This is a genomic window from Pseudovibrio sp. W74 (assembly GCF_001623085.1).
GTDB lineage: Bacteria > Pseudomonadota > Alphaproteobacteria > Rhizobiales > Stappiaceae > Pseudovibrio.
In genome coordinates this window covers 176,292-194,264 of sequence record NZ_LMCJ01000021.1, presented here as the reverse complement: position 1 = coordinate 194,264, position 17,973 = coordinate 176,292, and the positions used below count along the sequence as shown (strand labels likewise).

Genomic DNA, 17,973 nt, shown 5'->3' with positions numbered 1-17,973 from the left:
GTCGCTGAAATAAAGCGGAAGGTTCCCGAATTATGAAAGTTTGGCCGATGGGATCTGACGGGGATAAAAAGCCGAAGCGCGTTGGGTTTATGACGCGGCTGCGGAACTATTTCTTTACTGGCCTTGTGATTACAGGTCCGGTTGGCATTACGCTTTACCTGAGTTGGTCCTTGATCCAATTGATTGATGGTTGGGTGAAGCCCTTCCTGCCATCCATCTACAATCCAGATAACTATCTGCCGGTGGAAGTTCCGGGTTTTGGATTATTTGCGGCGTTGCTCGCAATCACGGTGATCGGCTTCCTGACAGCTAACATTGCGGGACGCTCGCTCATCAGCGTTGGCGAGTCCATTCTTGGTCGCATGCCGTTGGTGCGGAACCTTTATTCTGCGTTGAAGCAGATCTTTGAAACTGTTTTGAATGACAGCGGGCGCAACTTCACCAAAGCAGGGCTGGTTGAGTATCCGCGCAAAGGTTTGTGGGCGATTGTGTTTCTTGCCACGGACACCAAGGGTGAAGTTGCTGCGCATCTGGAAGAACAAGCGGATACGGTTTCTGTCTTCTTGCCAACCACGCCGAACCCGACCTCTGGTTTTTTGCTGTTTGTGCCGCGCGATGACATTATCGAGCTTTCCATGAGCGTTGAAGATGCCGCAAAGCTGGTGATTTCAGCTGGTCTTGTTAGCCCGGAATATCCGAAGCTGTTAGAGGGCGAGGATAAAAAGGCCGTTGAGGCGCATCAGCGTAAGAAAGCTGGCAAAAGCGGCGATGGTCCAGAGACTGTCGCAGCTGAATAGATCAGCCGGCTCTGAGCAGTTTGATAGCTTCGTCTCTGGCGAAGAGGTACAGGAGGTGGCGCAAGGCGTCGCCTCTTTCTGTTTCTAGCTCTGGGTCCGTGGCCATGATGAGTTTTGCATCATCACGTGCGATCTCCATCAAATCGGCATGATCTTCAATGGAGGCAAGCCTGAAACCGGGTGTACCGGACTGACGAGTGCCCAGGAGCTCCCCTTCGCCGCGCAGGCGCAGATCTTCCTCTGCGATAAGAAAGCCATCGTTGGTTTGACGCAGGATGTTGAGGCGGGATGCTGCAGTCTCATTAAGAGGGGCTTTGAAGAGGAGCAGACATGAAGAGGCTAGACTTCCACGGCCAACACGTCCTCTGAGCTGGTGCAGCTGTGCAAGCCCGAAGCGTTCGGCGTGTTCAATTACGATGATGGTTGCGTCCGGGACGTCAACGCCAACTTCGATCACAGTGGTTGCCACAAGTACGCGCGCGCCACCATTTTTGAAGGCATCCATGGCGGCTTGTTTTTCATCGGCCTTCTGACGTCCATGCACAAGAGCGACAACCGGGCCAAGAGCGTTCTGCAGGTCGTTGAAGCGTTCTTCGGCAGCGGCGAGATCGATCTTTTCAGACTCTTCCACCAGAGGGCAGACCCAATAAATCTTCTGTCCCTGTGCAATCATCGCTTTCAGGCGGTCAACAACTTCACCGATGCGATCCAGGGATATGGAGACGGTTTTGATTTCCTGACGGCCTTTTGGCTTGTCGGTCAGGCGGGAGACGTCCATATCGCCGAAATAAGAGAGGACCAGCGTGCGTGGGATTGGTGTTGCTGTCATCACAAGCACATCCACGTGGGCGCCTTTGGAGGACAGAGCCAGTCGTTGGTGGACACCAAAGCGATGTTGCTCGTCTACGATTGTGATGCCGAGGTCTTTGAAATTGACCGTTGACTGGAAGAGCGCGTGGGTGCCGACGATCAGGTCGATTTCACCAGCTTCCAGCGCTTCGCCAATCTCGCGTTTAGTTTTGGCAGTGTCTTTACCTGACAAAACGGCAGTGCGGATGCCTGCTGCATCGCAGAGGGGTTTCATGGAGGCGTAGTGCTGGCGGGCCAGAATGTCTGTTGGGGCCATCATAGCGGCTTGAGCGCCTGTCTCGATAACTGCTGCCATTGCCATGAGGCCGACGACCGTTTTACCTGAGCCAACATCGCCCTGTAGTAGTCTCAGCATGCGGGTTGGTTCTTCCAGATCCGCGAAGATCTCTTTCAGCGCTTCTTCCTGACCGCCTGTGAGTTCGAACGGGAGGGCTGCAAGGATCTTTCGGCGTAACGAGCCGTCGCCTTTGCGGGCTTTGCCGCCCATGTGGCGCAGAGAGTTGCGTACAAGAGCAAGGGCTAGCTGGTTTGCCAGAAACTCATCGTAAGCGAGGCGTTCGCGGGCTTTGCCTTCTGGTGCCAGATCTCTGGCATCTTCTGGTTTATGTATGGACCGCAAGGCAACATCAAACGGCGGGAAATCGCGTTGTTCTATGAAGGGCTGATTTTGCCACTCAGGCATTTGCGGGAGAAATTCAAGAGCGGTGCCCATTGCGCGTTGTAGCGTTTTGGAGGCAAGGCCCGCTGTCATTGGGTAAACTGGCTCTACGAGTGGCAGATTTTCAGCTTCTTCCTCAGAGACCATGTGATCTGGGTGCACCATTTGGGCGCGGTCGTTAAACCATTCGACCTTGCCAGAGACGATGCGCTTCTCGCCCTCGGGCAGCGTGCGATGCAAAAAATCGCCGCGTGCGTGGAAGAATACCAGCTCAATGGCTCCGGTTTCATCATGCGCGAGAACCTTATAGGGAGCACGGCTGCCGCGTGGAGGTGCGCGGTGCTGGTCTATGTGAAGCACAAGCGTCACGATTTCCCCTTCGGGGGAGCCGGAGACACCTGGGCGCAAGCGTCGGTCGATAACATTTACCGGAACATGGAAGAGCAAATCGGAAATGCGGGCGTCGCGGTCCGGGCTGCCGACAAGCAGATTTGTTATGGTCTTCGCAATCTTGGGGCCGATACCCGGAAGTTTGGTGACCGAAGCGAAAAGAGGATCAAGGCGAGTAGGGCGCATACCATATAGACCAGAACGTGAACAGCAGATCTGATCTGTGCCATGTTCCTGTGATTTGTGCAACGCCCTTAAGAAAACACTGACAGATGAAAATAAGGGTTGTATACAGGCGAAACATTTTGGCCCTATCTATTTGCAGATAGTGACAAGGATCAGCGACCTTCTAAGGAAACGACGATGGATCAGAGTGCGCAGAGCGAAGATCAAAACGAGAACACTGGGCTGGATAACCGCCGTAAACGTATCATTTTCCGCTGTCACCATCGTGGCATGAAGGAAATGGACATCATGCTTGGCGGCTACGTTGAAAAGCATATTGTTCAGATGAGTGATGAAGAGCTGGATGAGCTGGAAGTGTTCCTGCAGCATCATGATCAGGATCTCTTCTCATGGTTTATTGGTACGAAGCCGGTCCCCGATGAAGCGAACACAGATCTGTTCCGCAAGATCCTCGATTACTACAAGGACAAGGCTGGAAGCTGATTGCGCTGTTGTATCTGATTGGCTGTAGATCAGATGCTTGTTATTGCCCGCCGACGATTTGAAATAATAAGGTTGCCCCTCCCGTGTTTGAAAGTTTGCTCAAAAAAAGTGAAAACATCACGCTTGCTTCCGTTCCTGATGGAGCAGAAGCCTACGTGCTTTCAAAAGTGCTTGCTGAAGTTGAGGAGGGCGGCCTTGCGCTGACTTATGTTGCGCGGGATGCAACTCGTATGGCGGCGCTGACAGAGGCTCTGGGGTTCTTTGCGCCTGATGTGGAAGTGCTTCAGCTGCCTGCATGGGATTGCTTGCCGTATGACCGTGTTTCACCTCATGGAGCGATTGTTGCGCGCAGGTTGCTGACGTTGCTTCGGTTGGCAAAGGGGCTGCCGAAGAAAAAGAAGTTTGTTCTGATCACAACAGTGAACGCAGCTTTGCAGCGAATGCCTGTTCGTGAGTGGACGGCCAATCATATTCTCTCGTTTATGCCGGGCAACCGTATCAATCCCGATAAGATCGTTAAGTGGCTGGAAGTCAACGGCTTTGCCCGTACGCCAACAGTGCGTGAAACCGGGGAGTATGCGGTGCGCGGCGGCATTATTGACCTGTTTTCTCCGGCAACCAAAGAGCCTGTGCGTCTGGACTTCTTCGGGGATACACTGGAGTCCATTCGTTCCTTTGATACGGATAGTCAGAGAACGCTGGCGCAGAAGAAGGGTCTCACGCTTGTTCCTATGAGCGAGATCATTCTAGATCCTGAAACGATTTCGCGATTCCGTCGTAACTATGTGACTGCTTTTGGGGCCGCTGGGCCTGAGGATGTTCTCTATCAGTCCATCAGTGAGGGACGGCGTTATGCGGGGATGGAGCATTGGTTGCCTCTGTTCCATGATAACCTTTCTACCCTGTTTGATTATATTGGTGAAACGCCAGTTGTGCTGGATGCCAGTGCAGAGGACATGATCAAGGAGCGCCTTGAGCAGATTGAAGAGCATTTTGGTGCGCGTCAGGACGGGCTCAACAACAAAGCGCTTTCCTCTGGTGTGCCGTATAAGCCTATTCCGCCAGTTGCCATTTATCTTCAGGACACCCAGTTCAGCTCATTTGTAGCTGACAGGGCTTCTGCTCAGTTATCCCCGTTCGCTATGCCTCCGGGCACGGGCAAGACTGCGATTGATATGGGGGGGCGTCAGGGACGAAACTTTGCGGCTGAACGTGCTGCGGGTGATGTAAACATTTTTGATGCGCTTTCCAAGCATGTGTCAGCTCTTGCCAAGGATGGGAAGAGGGCGGTTCTTTCTTGTTGGAGTGAGGGTTCTCGGGAACGGTTAACCCAGGTTCTGAGCGATCATGGGCTGGACCGGACCGGATATGCGGGCAATTCTGCTGAGCTGGGCAAGGTACCCGCTGGGCTGACGGCATTGATCCTTCTTGGGCTGGAACATGGCTTTGAGATTGATGATCTGGCCTTCATCGGGGAGCAGGATATCCTCGGTGATCGTCTGGTTCGTCAGCGTCGGCGCAAGTCCAAAGGCGCGAATGTTCTGACCGAGGCCACTGCGTTGTCACCGGGTGATCTTGTGGTGCATGTGGAGCATGGCATTGGACGGTTTATCGGGCTGAAAACCATTGAGGCTGTTGGGGCACCGCATGACTGTCTTGAACTGCAATATGCGGGGTCCGATAAGCTTTACCTTCCTGTCGAGAACATTGAACTGCTGACGCGTTACGGCTCAGAAGATCAGGAAGTTCAGTTAGATAAGCTTGGCGGCGGAGCATGGCAGGCTCGTAAAGCCAAGATGAAGAAGCGCATTCTTGAGATTGCCGATGGCCTGATCAAGATTGCAGCAGAACGTGCGTTACGAACCGCTCCTGCGATTACAGCTCCTGAAGGGGCTTATGACGAGTTTTCTGCGCGGTTTGTCTATGATGAGACCGATGACCAGATGAGTGCCATTGAATCTGTGTTTGATGACATGGCATCAGGGCGTCCGATGGACCGGCTTATCTGTGGGGATGTGGGCTTTGGTAAGACGGAAGTTGCTCTAAGGGCTGCGTTTTTGGCGGCGATGTCTGGGAGGCAGGTGGCGATTGTGGTTCCGACCACGTTGCTGGCGCGTCAGCATTACCGGACTTTTGCGGATCGTTTTAATGGATTGCCGATTGAAGTGCGCCAAGCTTCGCGACTTGTCCCCGGTAAGGAGCTGTCTGAGACCAAGAAGGGGCTGAAAGAAGGCTCTGTCGATGTCGTCATTGGAACGCATGCACTTCTGGGAAAAGCTATTGGTTTCAGGGATCTGGGTCTTCTCATTATCGATGAGGAGCAGCATTTTGGTGTGAAGCATAAAGAACGGTTGAAAGAGCTGAAAAGTGATGTTCACGTTCTGACCCTCTCTGCGACCCCGATTCCTCGTACCCTGCAATTGGCACTGACGGGCGTTCGGGAGCTTTCCCTTATTGCGACACCGCCAGTGGACCGTTTGGCTGTACGCTCGTTTATATCCCCGTTTGACCCGATGGTTATCCGCGAGAGCTTGCTGCGTGAGCACTATCGCGGGGGGCAGAGCTTTTATGTGTGTCCGCGTGTGTCTGATCTGGCAGAGGTGAGGGCGTTTCTGGAAGAGAATGTGCCTGAAGTTAAAGTGGTTTCTGCGCATGGGCAGATGCCTGCCGGGGAGCTGGATGACATTATGAACGCCTTCTATGAGGGCAAGTTTGATGTGTTGTTGGCGACCACAATTGTGGAGTCCGGATTGGACATACCAAACGCGAACACTTTGATTGTGCACCGCTCAGACATGTTTGGTCTGGCGCAGCTCTATCAAATCCGTGGGCGTGTGGGACGGTCGAAGACGCGGGCTTATGCTTTGTTTACTGTTCCGGCCAACAAAACGCTGACACCTACTGCTGAACGTCGCCTTAAGGTGCTGCAAAGCCTAGAGAATTTGGGTGCTGGCTTCCAGCTTGCATCACATGATCTGGATATTCGCGGAGCGGGTAACCTGCTTGGGGAAGAGCAGTCCGGGCATATTAAAGAGGTTGGGTTTGAGCTTTACCAGCAGATGTTGGAGGAGGCGGTTGCGCAGCTGAAATCTGGTGGTGAGGACTTCCAGGAGGACAAGTGGTCCCCACAAATTGCCATCGGTACGCCTGTTCTTATCCCCGATACGTATGTGCCGGACCTTCAGTTGCGGCTTGAGCTTTATCGCCGTCTGGCGGACCTCATGGAGCTTGAAGATATCGATGGCTTTGGGGCCGAGATGATTGACCGCTTCGGGCCACTTCCTGAGGAAGTTCAACACCTTCTGAAGATTGTCTACATCAAGGGGCTGTGCCGCAAAGCGAACGTTGAAAAGATTGACGCTGGGCCGAAGGGCATCGTGATTGCTTTCCGTAATGGCGAGTTTAACAATCCGGCAGGGCTGGTATCCTACATCGCGGAACAAACTATCCTCGCCAAGATCCGCCCGGACCAGAAGGTGGTGCTGACCCGTGACTGGCCGTCTGCGGACGACCGGTTGAAGGGCGCCGCTGCTGTGTTGATTAAACTGTCACGGCTGGCGGAAAACGCCTGATTTTTCTTCCTGATTGGCTCATTTGCTGGGGTTCCATACAAACCCCAGCTTTGCGTTGCTATGTGCGTTCATTTGCGTTTTTTAGCGATTATGTGAAAGGTTTTTGCGAATTGAGAAGATTTCCGGGTTTTCGGAAACTCTTGGTTAAGGGCGTTGTGAAATAGTGCGGGCATGTGACCATTTTTGTAATGAGTAGGTCAATCAGTGCTAGCTACCACACGTCAGCGGAAACACTCCTATCTAAAGAATTTCCTTGTGCCAGGAATTGCCATTGGTGCGCTGTGCTACTTTGCATTTCATGCGCTCAACGGTAAGCTGGGTCTTGTGGGCCGACCACAGATTGAGCATGAGATTCTTGCTCTTGAACTTGAGCTTGATGAGTTGCGGGAAGAACGTCTGCAATTACAACGCCGTGTCATGTTGCTTGACCCGGAGAGCCTTGATCCAGACATGGTGGATGAGCGGGCTCGCGCTTCCCTAAATCTGGCGCACGTGAATGAAGTTGCAATCATGCGCAACTAAAACATCAGCGTGTATTAACTTGAATTGGGTTGATTTGATTGAATTAACCTAATTTAAGTTAACTTGAAAATATCAGTAAAATCAACATCTTAGATAAATTCCCAAGTGTTTCTGCTCATATTGGCATTCAGCGCTATGGGCGATAGTGTGCTTTCACCAATTCACGTCACAAAGAGACGAGGCTCATGGCTGGAACTCAATCCAAGTCTTCAGGCGGTCGCGCTAAAAGTGCTACCAAAGCCCGCGGTGCGATGAAAAACGTACCTGCACTAGTAGAATTCTCCAAAGATGAAGAGCTAAACGCTTATCGCGAAATGCTTTTTATCCGTCGCTTCGAAGAAAAGGCGGGTCAGCTTTACGGTATGGGTCTGATCGGTGGCTTCTGTCACCTTTACATCGGCCAGGAAGCTGTTGTCGTTGGAATGGAGATGGCCAAGGAAAAAGGTGATCAGATGATCACTTCTTACCGTGACCATGCTCACATGCTCGCTTGCGGCATGGACCCGAACGGCGTGATGGCCGAACTGACTGGTCGTCAGGGCGGTCTGTCCAAAGGTAAGGGCGGTTCCATGCACATGTTCTCCAAAGAACAGGAGTTCTATGGCGGACACGGCATCGTGGGTGCTCAGGTCTCACTTGGTACCGGTCTTGCGTTTGCGAACCGTTATAAAGAGAACGGCAAAGTTTCCATGGCGTTCTTCGGCGATGGTGCTGCCAACCAGGGCCAGGTTTACGAGAGCTTCAACATGGCGAAGCTTTGGAACCTGCCAGTGATCTACGTCATTGAGAACAACAAGTACGGCATGGGTACCTCCATTGAACGTGCTTCTTCCACGACAGATCTTAGCCAGCGCGGTGCTTCCTTCGGCATTCCAGGTGTTCAGGTTGATGGTATGGACGTGCGCGCGGTGAAAGCTGCGACCGACTATGCGATGGAATGGTGCCGTGAAGGCAATGGTCCTTACATCCTTGAGATGATCACCTACCGTTACCGTGGCCACTCCATGTCTGACCCTGCAAAATACCGCAGTAAAGATGAAGTCCAGAAGATGCGCTCTGAGCATGACCCGATTGAACAGGTTCGTGCTCGCCTTCTTGAAAAAGAATGGGCAAGTGAGGACGATCTCAAGGCTATCGATAAGGAAGTGCGCGCTGTTGTTGCTGCTTCTGCTGAGTATGCACAGAACGATCCTGAGCCGGATCCATCTGAGCTCTACACAGATATCGTGCTCTAAGGTCGGGATAATACATTATGGCTGTTGAAATTTTAATGCCTGCGCTTTCTCCGACCATGGAAGAAGGCAAACTTGCTAAGTGGCTTAAGAAAGAAGGCGACACCGTTACTGCAGGTGACGTGATTGCTGAAATCGAGACCGACAAAGCAACCATGGAAGTGGAAGCGGTTGATGAGGGCGTGCTTGGCAAGATCCTCGTTGCTGAAGGCACCGAAGAAGTAAAAGTGAACGCGCCGATTGCAGTTCTGCTGGAAGAGGGCGAAGACGCCTCTGCTGCTGACAACCTGGGCGCTGCCCCTGTTGCGCCGGCGGCTCCTGCAGCTGCTGAAGCACCAGCCGCGCCTGCTGCACCGGCAGCTCCTGCGGCACCGATTGTAAGCGTTGCACCTGCTGACCCGGAAATTCCTGCGGGCACCAAAATGGTGAGCATGACCGTTCGTGAAGCTTTGCGCGACGCGATGGCGGAAGAAATGCGCCGCAATGAGAACGTGTTCCTGATGGGCGAAGAAGTTGCTCAGTATCAGGGCGCCTACAAGATCTCTCAGGGTCTCCTGGATGAGTTCGGCGAAAAGCGCGTGATCGACACTCCAATCACCGAGCATGGCTTTACCGGCCTTGCTGTTGGCGCTGCGATGGCAGGTTTGAACCCAATCGTTGAGTTCATGACCTTCAACTTCGCAATGCAGGCGATTGACCACATCATCAACTCTGCCGGTAAGACGCTTTACATGTCTGGCGGTCAGATGGGTGCACCAATGGTGTTCCGCGGTGCAAACGGTGCGGCTGCTCGTGTGGGTGCGCAGCACTCTCAGGACTTTGCTGCATGGTATGCTTCCATTCCGGGCCTTAAGGTTGTTCAGCCTTATACCGCTGCTGATGCGAAGGGCCTTTTGAAAGCTGCGATCCGCGACCCGAACCCGGTTGTGTTCCTTGAAAACGAGATCCTTTACGGTCAGCACTTCGATGTGCCGGATGTTGAAGATCTGGTTCTGCCAATCGGCAAGGCGAAGGTTGTTCGCGAAGGTACTGATGCGACCATGGTTTCCTGGAGCATTGGCATGACCTACGCGCTGCAGGCTGTTGATGAGCTGGCAAAGCAGGGCATTTCTGTTGAGCTGATCGATCTGCGTACCATTCGTCCGCTGGACATGGAGACTGTTCTGGCCTCCGTTCGTAAGACTGGCCGTCTGGTAACTGTAGAAGAAGCCTTCCCAATCTGTTCCGTTTCCTCTGAAATCGCTTATCAGGTTCAGAGTGAAGCCTTCGATTGGTTGGATGCGCCAGTTCTGCGCGTGACCGGTAAAGATGTTCCAATGCCATATGCAGCAAACCTTGAGAAGCTGGCTCTGCCAAACACCAAGGAAGTTATCGACGCTGTTAAGGCTGTGACCTACACCGCCTAACCGGGAGACAAGTGGTATGCCAATCAATATTCTGATGCCTGCGCTTTCTCCGACTATGGAAGAAGGCAATCTGGCCAAGTGGCTGGTTAAAGAAGGTGACGCGATTTCTGCAGGCGATGTGATTGCAGAAATTGAAACCGATAAAGCGACCATGGAAGTGGAAGCTGTCGATGAAGGCACCATCGGTAAAATCGTGGTTGCTGAAGGTGCTGAAGGCGTGAAGGTGAATGCACCGATCGCGATCCTTCTGGAAGAGGGCGAAGACGCTTCTGCGATGGATGCAGCACCTGCTGCACCAGCCGCTGCTGCTGCCCCTCAGGCTCCTGCAGCACCTGCTGCTGAAGCGGCGCCGGCACCAGTTGCAGCTCCTGCACCTGCTGCTCCGGTTGCAGCTTCTGGTGAACGCGTGTTCTCATCCCCTCTGGCGCGCCGTCTGGCGAAACAGAATGGTCTGGACATTGCACTGATCAACGGCACCGGCCCACATGGCCGCGTTGTCAAGCGTGACGTTGATGCAGCGATTGCTGCTGGCACTGGCAAGGCTGAGGCTGCTCCGAAAGCTGCGGACGCACCGAAGGCTGCTGAGGCTCCAAAAGCTGCGCTGGCGTCTGGTCCATCTGATGAACAGACCCTGAAGTTGTTTGATGAAGACAGTTACGAGCTGGTTCCTCACGATGGCATGCGTAAGATCATTGCCAAGCGACTGACCGAGTCCAAACAGACTGTTCCACACTTCTACCTGACACTGGAGTGTGAACTGGATGCTCTGCTGGCTCTGCGTGCGCAGCTTAATGCTTCTGCACCGAAGGACGGCGACGGCAAGCCAGCTTACAAGCTGTCTGTCAACGACATGATCATCAAGGCGCATGCATTGGCACTGAAAGCAATTCCGGCTGCTAACGCATCTTACCTTGAGAGCGGCATGGTTATGCATAAGCATGCTGACGTTGGTGTTGCTGTTTCCATCGATGGTGGCCTGATCACTCCGATCATTCGCCGCGCTGAAGAGAAAACGCTTTCCACCATCTCTATCGAGATGAAAGATCTGGCAAAGCGTGCTCGTGAGCGCAAGCTGGCTCCAACCGAATTCCAGGGCGGAACAACCTCTGTTTCCAACCTTGGCATGTTCGGCATCAAGGAATTTGCAGCGGTGATCAATCCTCCGCATGCAACCATCCTTGCTGTTGGTGCTGGTCAGAAGCGTCCAGTTGTGAAGGGCGATGAAATCGTCCCTGCGACTGTGATGTCTGTGACCCTTTCCACTGACCACCGTGCGGTGGATGGTGCGCTGGGTGCAGAACTTCTGCAGGCCTTCAAAGGCTACATCGAAAACCCGATGTCCATGCTGGTTTAATCAGGACTTATCGGCAGAAACAGGAGCCCCTGCTTTTCTGCCGGTAAATCCAAGTGGTAGGTGTGAGCAATTAGAGTGGAGTAAGCTGAAGACCGTTTGAGCAAGGAGACCGTATGATATGGTCAAAGTTGTCGATGGCTTCACGTTTTTCAACGAACTCGATACCCTGGAAATTCGCTTGGGCGAACTTTTCGATGTGGTGGATGAGTTCATTCTTGTAGAGGCCACCAAAACCTTTACCGGACACGAAAAACCTCTCTATTTTGCTGATAACAAGTCGCGGTTTGCACCGTTTTTGAGCAAGATTCGGCATATCATTGTCGAGGACATGCCAGAGACACCGCAGAACGCCTGGTCGAGGGAGTACCACCAACGCGATTGCATAGAACGCGGCCTTAAAGATCTTGCGGTGAAAGATCTGATCATAGTTTCCGACGTGGATGAAATTCCAAAGCCGGAGGCGCTGCTCAGAGCGAAAAATGACCCCAGGAGCTGTAAAAGCCTGACATTCTTTGGCGCAGATATTTTCCGATACAGACTGAATTTCAAAGACGATGTCTCGGATTTTACCTCGTGCCCGCGAATGATCAGCGCGATGTTTTTCAAAGGTGCTCAGGCTTTGCGGCGTGAGCGGGCCTTGCAGAGCAAAAGCCTCTCTCCTGTTCTCGAGGCTGCTTTGTGGCAATGGAAAGCTCTTACACGGCACAGCCGGCTTATGCGACGTCAATTGATCAGGTCTTCCAGCTGGCACTTCAGCTTTTTGGGGGACATGGACAAGGTGGTTACGAAACTTGAGGCTTATTCACACACCGAACACATGAATGATGCCTATCTGGGCCGTGCGCAAAGAACGCTGGACCGTCTGGATGCGGGCGATGGCAGAGGAAAGCTGGTCGCTAAGGACAGCGGAGAACTGCCCGACTACGTTTTGGAGAATTTTTCGAAGTTCTCCCACCTTTATGTGGAGCCTCAAGCTCCTTGATGCCGATTTGGCGAGGTTAAAGAGATGAGTGGCAACGCCTACGACGTGATTATCATTGGTTCTGGTCCTGGTGGCTATGTAACCGCAATCCGCTCCGCGCAGCTTGGTTTCAAGACCGCGATTGTCGAGCGTGAACATATGGGCGGTATCTGCCTGAACTGGGGCTGTATCCCAACCAAAGCGCTGCTGCGTTCTGCTGAGATCTACCATTACATGCAGCACGGCAAAGACTACGGTCTTTCCGCTGAAGGCGTGAGCTTTGACGCTTCTGCTGTTGTGAAGCGCTCCCGTGGTGTTTCCGGCCAGCTCAATGGCGGTATCGGCTTCCTGATGAAGAAGAACAAAGTGGACATCATCTGGGGTGAAGCAAAGCTCACCAAACCGGGTGAGATCGCTGTTGGGCCTTCTTCCAAAGACGCTATGCAGCCACAGCACCCAACACCTAAGGGTGTGAAGGGCCACGGCACTTATTCCGCCAAGCACGTTATTGTTGCAACTGGTGCGAAGCCGCGCGTCATTCCGGGTCTTGAGCCTGACAAAGAAAACATCTGGACCTATTTCGAAGCGATGGTTCCAGAAAAAATGCCTAAATCCATTGTTGTGATGGGTTCCGGCGCGATCGGTATCGAGTTTGCATCTTTCTATAAGACAATGGGCGTTGACGTGACCGTTGTTGAAATGATGTCGACCATTATGCCGGTTGAAGATCCTGAAATCTCCGCGATTGCGAAAAAACAGATGGAGAAGCAGGGCATCAAGTTTGTGATGGAAGCGAAGGTTTCCAAGGTTGTTAAGGGTAGCGGTCAGGTGACTGCGACTGTTGAGACCAAAGACGGCAAGACGCAGGAAATCACCGCTGAGAAGCTGATCTCCGCTGTTGGCGTTGTTGGTAACATAGAGAACCTTGGCCTTGAAGCGCTTGGCATCAAGACAGACCGTGGCTGTATCGTGACTGACGGCTTCAGCCGCACCAACGTTCCTGGCGTTTATGCGATTGGTGACGTTGCTGGTCCTCCAATGCTGGCGCACAAGGCTGAGCATGAAGGCGTGATCTGCATTGAGAAGATCTCCGGCCTTGATGTTCACCCGATGAAGAGCGAGCAGATTCCGGGCTGTACCTACTGTAACCCGCAGGTTGCTTCTGTCGGTCTGACTGAGCAGCGTGCGAAAGATGCTGGTTATGAGCTCCGCGTTGGTCGTTTCCCGTTCATGGGTAACGGTAAGGCGATTGCTCTTGGTGAACCTGAAGGTCTGGTCAAGACGATCTTTGACAAGAAGACCGGTCAGCTGCTGGGTGCCCACATGGTTGGCGCTGAAGTGACCGAACTCATTCAGGGTTTCGTTGTTGCCATGGGTCTTGAGACCACCGAAGAAGAGCTGATGCACACTGTCTTCCCGCATCCGACCCTTTCCGAAATGATGAAGGAAAGTGTTCTGGACGCCTACGGACGCGCTCTGAATATGTAAATCAATTCCCTCTCACTGGAATTTTACCAGTGAGGGGGACTTAATTTTTCCCGGGTACTCTTCTTATCAAAAAGGAGAAGAACCGTGGACTTTATGAAATCAATCATATGGCTGGTGACATCAGCCGTTTGTGCCGTTGTAGCTACTGTGCTGGTGATGGCTACAGTTGGCGGAGACTTCGCCGTGTTGATTATCGCCGGATTTCTCGGTGGTATTTCAGGGGTTTACTTGTTCGAATTTGCGGATGTGGAAGTTTCCCTGGGGAATGAATATCTCGACCAGGCGGTCGTTGCGATGGTTGGCGCCATTGCGTTTGCTCTGATTGCCTCACTGATTGGTGGGGATGCAATTGGCTTTGAATAGGCGTGGTCCTGAGGCGCGGAACTGACTGAACACCAGTGTCTGGCATTGAGAGATGCTTCATTTCCTGTTATGGACCACTAAACTTATAAGAGACAGTGACACTGACCCTTAAGGCAAGTGTGAAGCAAAGTCTCGGACCTGACGGAACTGATATGGTTACACTGGTAAATACACTCGATCCTAATCATAAAAGCCAAACGGCGTCTGCACTGCAGGAAAAAGAGCGTCCGCGCCATCCGGAAAAAGCACATCGCCCGGATAATCCTGTTCAGCGCAAGCCAAAATGGATCCGTGTTAAGGCGCCCACTTCTCCTGTCTACAAAGAGACCCACGAGCTGGTTCGCAAGAACAACCTCGTCACGGTTTGTGAAGAAGCTGGTTGCCCGAATATCGGTGAGTGCTGGTCCAAGAAGCATGCGAGTTTCATGATCCTGGGTGATACCTGTACCCGTGCCTGTGCGTTTTGTAACGTGCGCACCGGGATGCCTGGCCCAGTTGATCAAAATGAGCCTGAAAGCATTGGTAAAGCTGTTGCGTCTATGGAACTGCAGCACGTTGTTATCACCTCTGTGGACCGTGATGATCTTGATGATGGCGGTGCAACGCACTTTGCCAACGTGATTGCTGCGATCCGTAAAGCTTCTCCAAAAACAACTATTGAAGTACTGACACCTGATTTCCTTCGTAAGGAAGGCGCGGTTGAAATTGTTGTTGCGGCGAAACCTGACGTGTTCAATCACAACATGGAAACGGTTCCTTCCAACTATCTGAAGGTTCGTCCGGGCGCACGCTACTTCCACTCCATCCGCCTTTTGCAACGCGTGAAGGAAATTGACCCTGAGATGTTCACCAAATCCGGCATCATGGTTGGTCTGGGTGAGGAGCGCAACGAAGTGCTTCAGCTGATGGATGATCTGCGTGTGGCTGATGTGGACTTCCTGACCGTTGGCCAGTACCTGCAGCCAACCAAGAAGCACCATCCGGTGATGAACTTCCCAACACCAGACGAGTTCAAGGCCTATGAGAAGATTGCTTACGCAAAAGGCTTCCTGAAAGTTTCCGCGAACCCACTGACCCGCTCTTCCCACCACGCTGGCGAAGACTTTGCCGAGCTGAAAGCAGCCCGTAAGGCAAAACAGGGCAACTAAGCACTGATTCCACTCCACGAATTTTTAAGAGCGGCACACTGCACGGTGTGACGCTTTTTTGTTTGTGGGTGTCACAAGATCAAGTTGTCTTCTTCGTTAGTCGCGGAAGTTTTATCTGTCCGGCTGCCAGCGCTACTCCTGTAAAGATAAAGAGCAGACCGGTCAGTAGGTTTGTCGTAAGGGTTTCGCCCAGAAACAATACTCCCAGGACTACGCTGAAACCGGCCCTGAGATAGCTTCCTGTTGTTACTCCTAAAGGGCCAAGCGTGCGTACAAGGCGGAAATAAAGCACCATTGCAAGTGCAGTGGAGAACACGCCCAGAGCAAGGATTGAGGCCAGAGATTCAGGCGATGGTGAAAGCTTCAATGGATGGTCGAATGTGAAAGCAATGGGGCCCATAAGACAAGCTGCAAGGGTCATCGAGCATGCTGCTGTCAGCAGTGGTGGTTGATCTGAAAAGCGCTTTGCGTTCAGGGCAGCTAAGGCATAACAAAGGCTGGCCCCTGTGATTGCCAATTGTCCGAGTGCTGAGTTTTCTTCTCCTGCAAAGGCCGCAGGCCCCATGATGACACCAATACCTGCAAATCCAATCAGAATGCCGAGGAGCTTTTTAGCGTCTACGGTCTTGTCCTGCAAAACAAAGTAGCTGATCAAAAATACGAATAGGGGTGGTGTTGTATTTAGAAGACCTGCAAGGCCACTGGAAGTATGCAGCTGTCCCCAACTGATGAGCGTGAAGGGGAGCGCGTTTTGCAAAATGCCTTGCACAAGAAGTTCACCCCACCGTTTGGCGGTGTTGGGGAAAACGGTTCCGCTGATCATGACCAGTGTGATGAGGACTACAGCACCAATCAGCAGCCTGAGAAGAACGATGGTTGCTGGTGGAACGGTGGTGATTGCAACTTCGATAAGTGTGAAGGAAGCTCCCCATAGGAAGGACAGGATTATGAGAAGGCAGAGCTCCGGAATGAGCTTGGCAGATGTTTGAGGCATAGTTGTCCTTTCAGAAAACCATAATTTCTTGCCACAAATGATCTGCTGAAACTCGCCGGATACGGACTCCATCGTCGATTAAAGATCGACAGATTCAAATAAAAAGAATTTACTGCTGCAATGATTGATGTGGCTGCAGAGTTCCCAGATTGGAAGACGTGTGATCGAGCGCGGTTAGCTAGAGATCGCAGCTATGATGGGGTGTTCTTCTCGGGAGTTAAATCTACTGGGATTTATTGCCGTCCTGTTTGTCCTGTTCGCCCTGCAAAATCAGTAAACGTTAGTTTCTATCCATCTGCTGCTGCTGCGGAACAGGCAGGGTATCGTCCGTGCCTTCGTTGCAGGCCCGAGGCCGCGCCCGGTAGCCCCGCATGGATGGGGACTGCAACGACAGTTGGACGTGCGATGCGTCTCATCCATACGGGGTATCTTGATAGTAACAGTGTCCAGCAACTTGCTGAAACTCTCGGCATTGGTAGTCGCCATTTAGCGCGCTTATTTTCCCAGTATCTTGAGGCAACTCCTAGCCAGGTTGCTGCCACGGTAAGACTTCAGCGTGCCAAGCGGCTGATTGACACGACTGATCTCACGTTGGCAGAGATTGCGTTTGCCTCGGGCTTTGGGAGCATACGACGCTTTAATGCCATGTTTCAGAATTTGCACGGCAGGCCTCCATCTTCACTTCGTAGGTGATGATTGTTTGCGTGCATAGGTTTACCGTCTGACGCTCCTCTCTAATTGCCGGCATAGGCGGGGGATCGGCGTTCTATCCAGGCGTTGAGGCCTTCGTGGATGTCGTTGGTGGAGACCATTTGGGCGAATTGGGCGGCTTCGATTTGGAGGCCTTCGGCGATGGTTGTGTTGAGGCCGCGGGTGACGGCGGTGAGGATGCGGGCGGCGGCGAGTGGGGAGTGGCGCAGGATGCGTTCTGCCAGAGCGAAGGCTTCCGGCAACAGGTCATCGTGCGGGACGACCTTGTTGATGAGACCAAGCTCACAGGCTCGGTCCGGACCGAACGGGTCTCCGGTGAGCAACAGTTCCAGCGCGCGCTTGCGACCAGCGAGACGGGGCAGGCGCTGGGTGCCGCCGAAGGTGGGCGGAATGCCAATGTTGATCTCTGGTTTGGCAAAGACGGCACGGTCTGAGGCGATTGCCAGATGGGCGGCCTCGGTGATTTCGCAGCCGCCGCCAAAAGCGATGCCGTTGACGGCGATGATGATGGGCTTGGTGAAGTTTTCTATGCGGCTGGTCATGGTCTGACCGCGGGCTACGAATTGTTTGACGACAACATCTGTCCCTTTGGTGATGCTCTGGGAAAATTCATGAATGTCACCACCGGCGGAAAATGCGCGCTCTCCTGCGCCTGTGAGGATCACGGCGCTGATTTTCGGGTCATCTTCAATCCGGTCCAGAAGGTCCATAAGGCGGTCGTTGGTCTGGTAGTTCAGTGCGTTGAGCTTTTGCGGGCGGTTTAACGTGAGCAGTGCAATGCGGTCTCTGATTTCAAACAGAACGAGCTTTTTCATGGTGTTTCCCTCATTTCAAGCTG

The 17,973-nt window shown here is 52.8% G+C and carries 15 protein-coding genes; 12 read left to right on the top strand and 3 right to left on the bottom strand.

What is annotated here, in order from left to right; genetic code table 11:
* Positions 1–47 precede the first annotated feature (47 nt).
* Positions 48–797, top strand: coding sequence for a DUF502 domain-containing protein (locus tag PsW74_RS15475; protein WP_057466305.1), 750 nt, complete (start codon positions 48–50; stop codon positions 795–797).
* 1 nt (position 798) lies between these two features.
* Here the strand turns inward: PsW74_RS15475 and recG are convergent, their stop codons facing one another.
* Positions 799–2,901 (bottom strand): ATP-dependent DNA helicase RecG, encoded by a 2,103-nt coding sequence (gene recG / locus PsW74_RS15470; protein ID WP_063288853.1) that lies wholly within the window; start codon positions 2,899–2,901, stop codon positions 799–801.
* 177 nt (positions 2,902–3,078) lie between these two features.
* Here recG and PsW74_RS15465 point away from each other — a divergent pair, with 177 nt between their 5' ends.
* The 10 genes from PsW74_RS15465 (at position 3,079) to lipA (ending at position 15,430) form a co-directional block, all read left to right on the top strand.
* A complete protein-coding gene (locus PsW74_RS15465; protein WP_057466199.1) occupies positions 3,079–3,384 on the top strand; it encodes a succinate dehydrogenase assembly factor 2 in 306 nt (101 codons plus the stop codon).
* Between the two features lie 83 nt (positions 3,385–3,467).
* Positions 3,468–6,956 (top strand): transcription-repair coupling factor, encoded by a 3,489-nt coding sequence (mfd, locus tag PsW74_RS15460; protein ID WP_063288852.1) that lies wholly within the window; start codon positions 3,468–3,470, stop codon positions 6,954–6,956.
* Positions 6,957–7,211: 255 nt separating this feature from the next.
* A complete protein-coding gene (locus PsW74_RS15455) occupies positions 7,212–7,478 on the top strand; it encodes a septum formation initiator family protein (protein WP_057466201.1) in 267 nt (88 codons plus the stop codon).
* Positions 7,479–7,663: 185 nt separating this feature from the next.
* Positions 7,664–8,713: a pyruvate dehydrogenase (acetyl-transferring) E1 component subunit alpha gene (gene pdhA / locus PsW74_RS15450; protein ID WP_063288851.1), complete on the top strand. Its 1,050-nt coding sequence runs from the start codon at positions 7,664–7,666 to the stop codon at positions 8,711–8,713.
* A 17-nt stretch (positions 8,714–8,730) separates the two neighbouring features.
* Complete coding sequence (locus PsW74_RS15445; protein ID WP_063288850.1) at positions 8,731–10,116, top strand: pyruvate dehydrogenase complex E1 component subunit beta; 1,386 nt, start codon at positions 8,731–8,733, stop codon at positions 10,114–10,116.
* Between the two features lie 16 nt (positions 10,117–10,132).
* Positions 10,133–11,470 (top strand): pyruvate dehydrogenase complex dihydrolipoamide acetyltransferase, encoded by a 1,338-nt coding sequence (locus PsW74_RS15440; RefSeq protein WP_063288849.1) that lies wholly within the window; start codon positions 10,133–10,135, stop codon positions 11,468–11,470.
* A gap of 118 nt (positions 11,471–11,588) precedes the next feature.
* Entirely contained in the window at positions 11,589–12,452 is an 864-nt protein-coding gene (locus tag PsW74_RS15435) for an N-acetylglucosaminyltransferase (protein ID WP_063288848.1), read from the top strand.
* 24 nt (positions 12,453–12,476) lie between these two features.
* Positions 12,477–13,919 carry a dihydrolipoyl dehydrogenase gene (gene lpdA / locus PsW74_RS15430; protein ID WP_063288847.1) on the top strand — a complete coding sequence of 481 codons (1,443 nt, stop codon included), beginning with the start codon at positions 12,477–12,479 and terminating at the stop codon, positions 13,917–13,919.
* A 93-nt stretch (positions 13,920–14,012) separates the two neighbouring features.
* Complete coding sequence (locus PsW74_RS15425; protein WP_244271761.1) at positions 14,013–14,282, top strand: hypothetical protein; 270 nt, start codon at positions 14,013–14,015, stop codon at positions 14,280–14,282.
* 152 nt (positions 14,283–14,434) lie between these two features.
* Complete coding sequence (gene lipA, locus PsW74_RS15420; protein WP_057466208.1) at positions 14,435–15,430, top strand: lipoyl synthase; 996 nt, start codon at positions 14,435–14,437, stop codon at positions 15,428–15,430.
* 79 nt (positions 15,431–15,509) lie between these two features.
* Here lipA and PsW74_RS15415 read toward each other — a convergent pair whose 3' ends face one another.
* On the bottom strand, positions 15,510–16,424 hold the full coding sequence (locus tag PsW74_RS15415; protein ID WP_063288846.1) for a DMT family transporter: 915 nt from the start codon (positions 16,422–16,424) through the stop codon (positions 15,510–15,512).
* Positions 16,425–16,544: 120 nt separating this feature from the next.
* Here PsW74_RS15415 and PsW74_RS15410 point away from each other — a divergent pair, with 120 nt between their 5' ends.
* A complete protein-coding gene (locus PsW74_RS15410) occupies positions 16,545–17,117 on the top strand; it encodes an Ada metal-binding domain-containing protein (protein WP_063288845.1) in 573 nt (190 codons plus the stop codon).
* A gap of 41 nt (positions 17,118–17,158) precedes the next feature.
* Here the strand turns inward: PsW74_RS15410 and PsW74_RS15405 are convergent, their stop codons facing one another.
* Positions 17,159–17,950 (bottom strand): crotonase/enoyl-CoA hydratase family protein, encoded by a 792-nt coding sequence (locus tag PsW74_RS15405; protein WP_063288844.1) that lies wholly within the window; start codon positions 17,948–17,950, stop codon positions 17,159–17,161.
* Between the last annotated feature and the right edge of the window lie 23 nt (positions 17,951–17,973).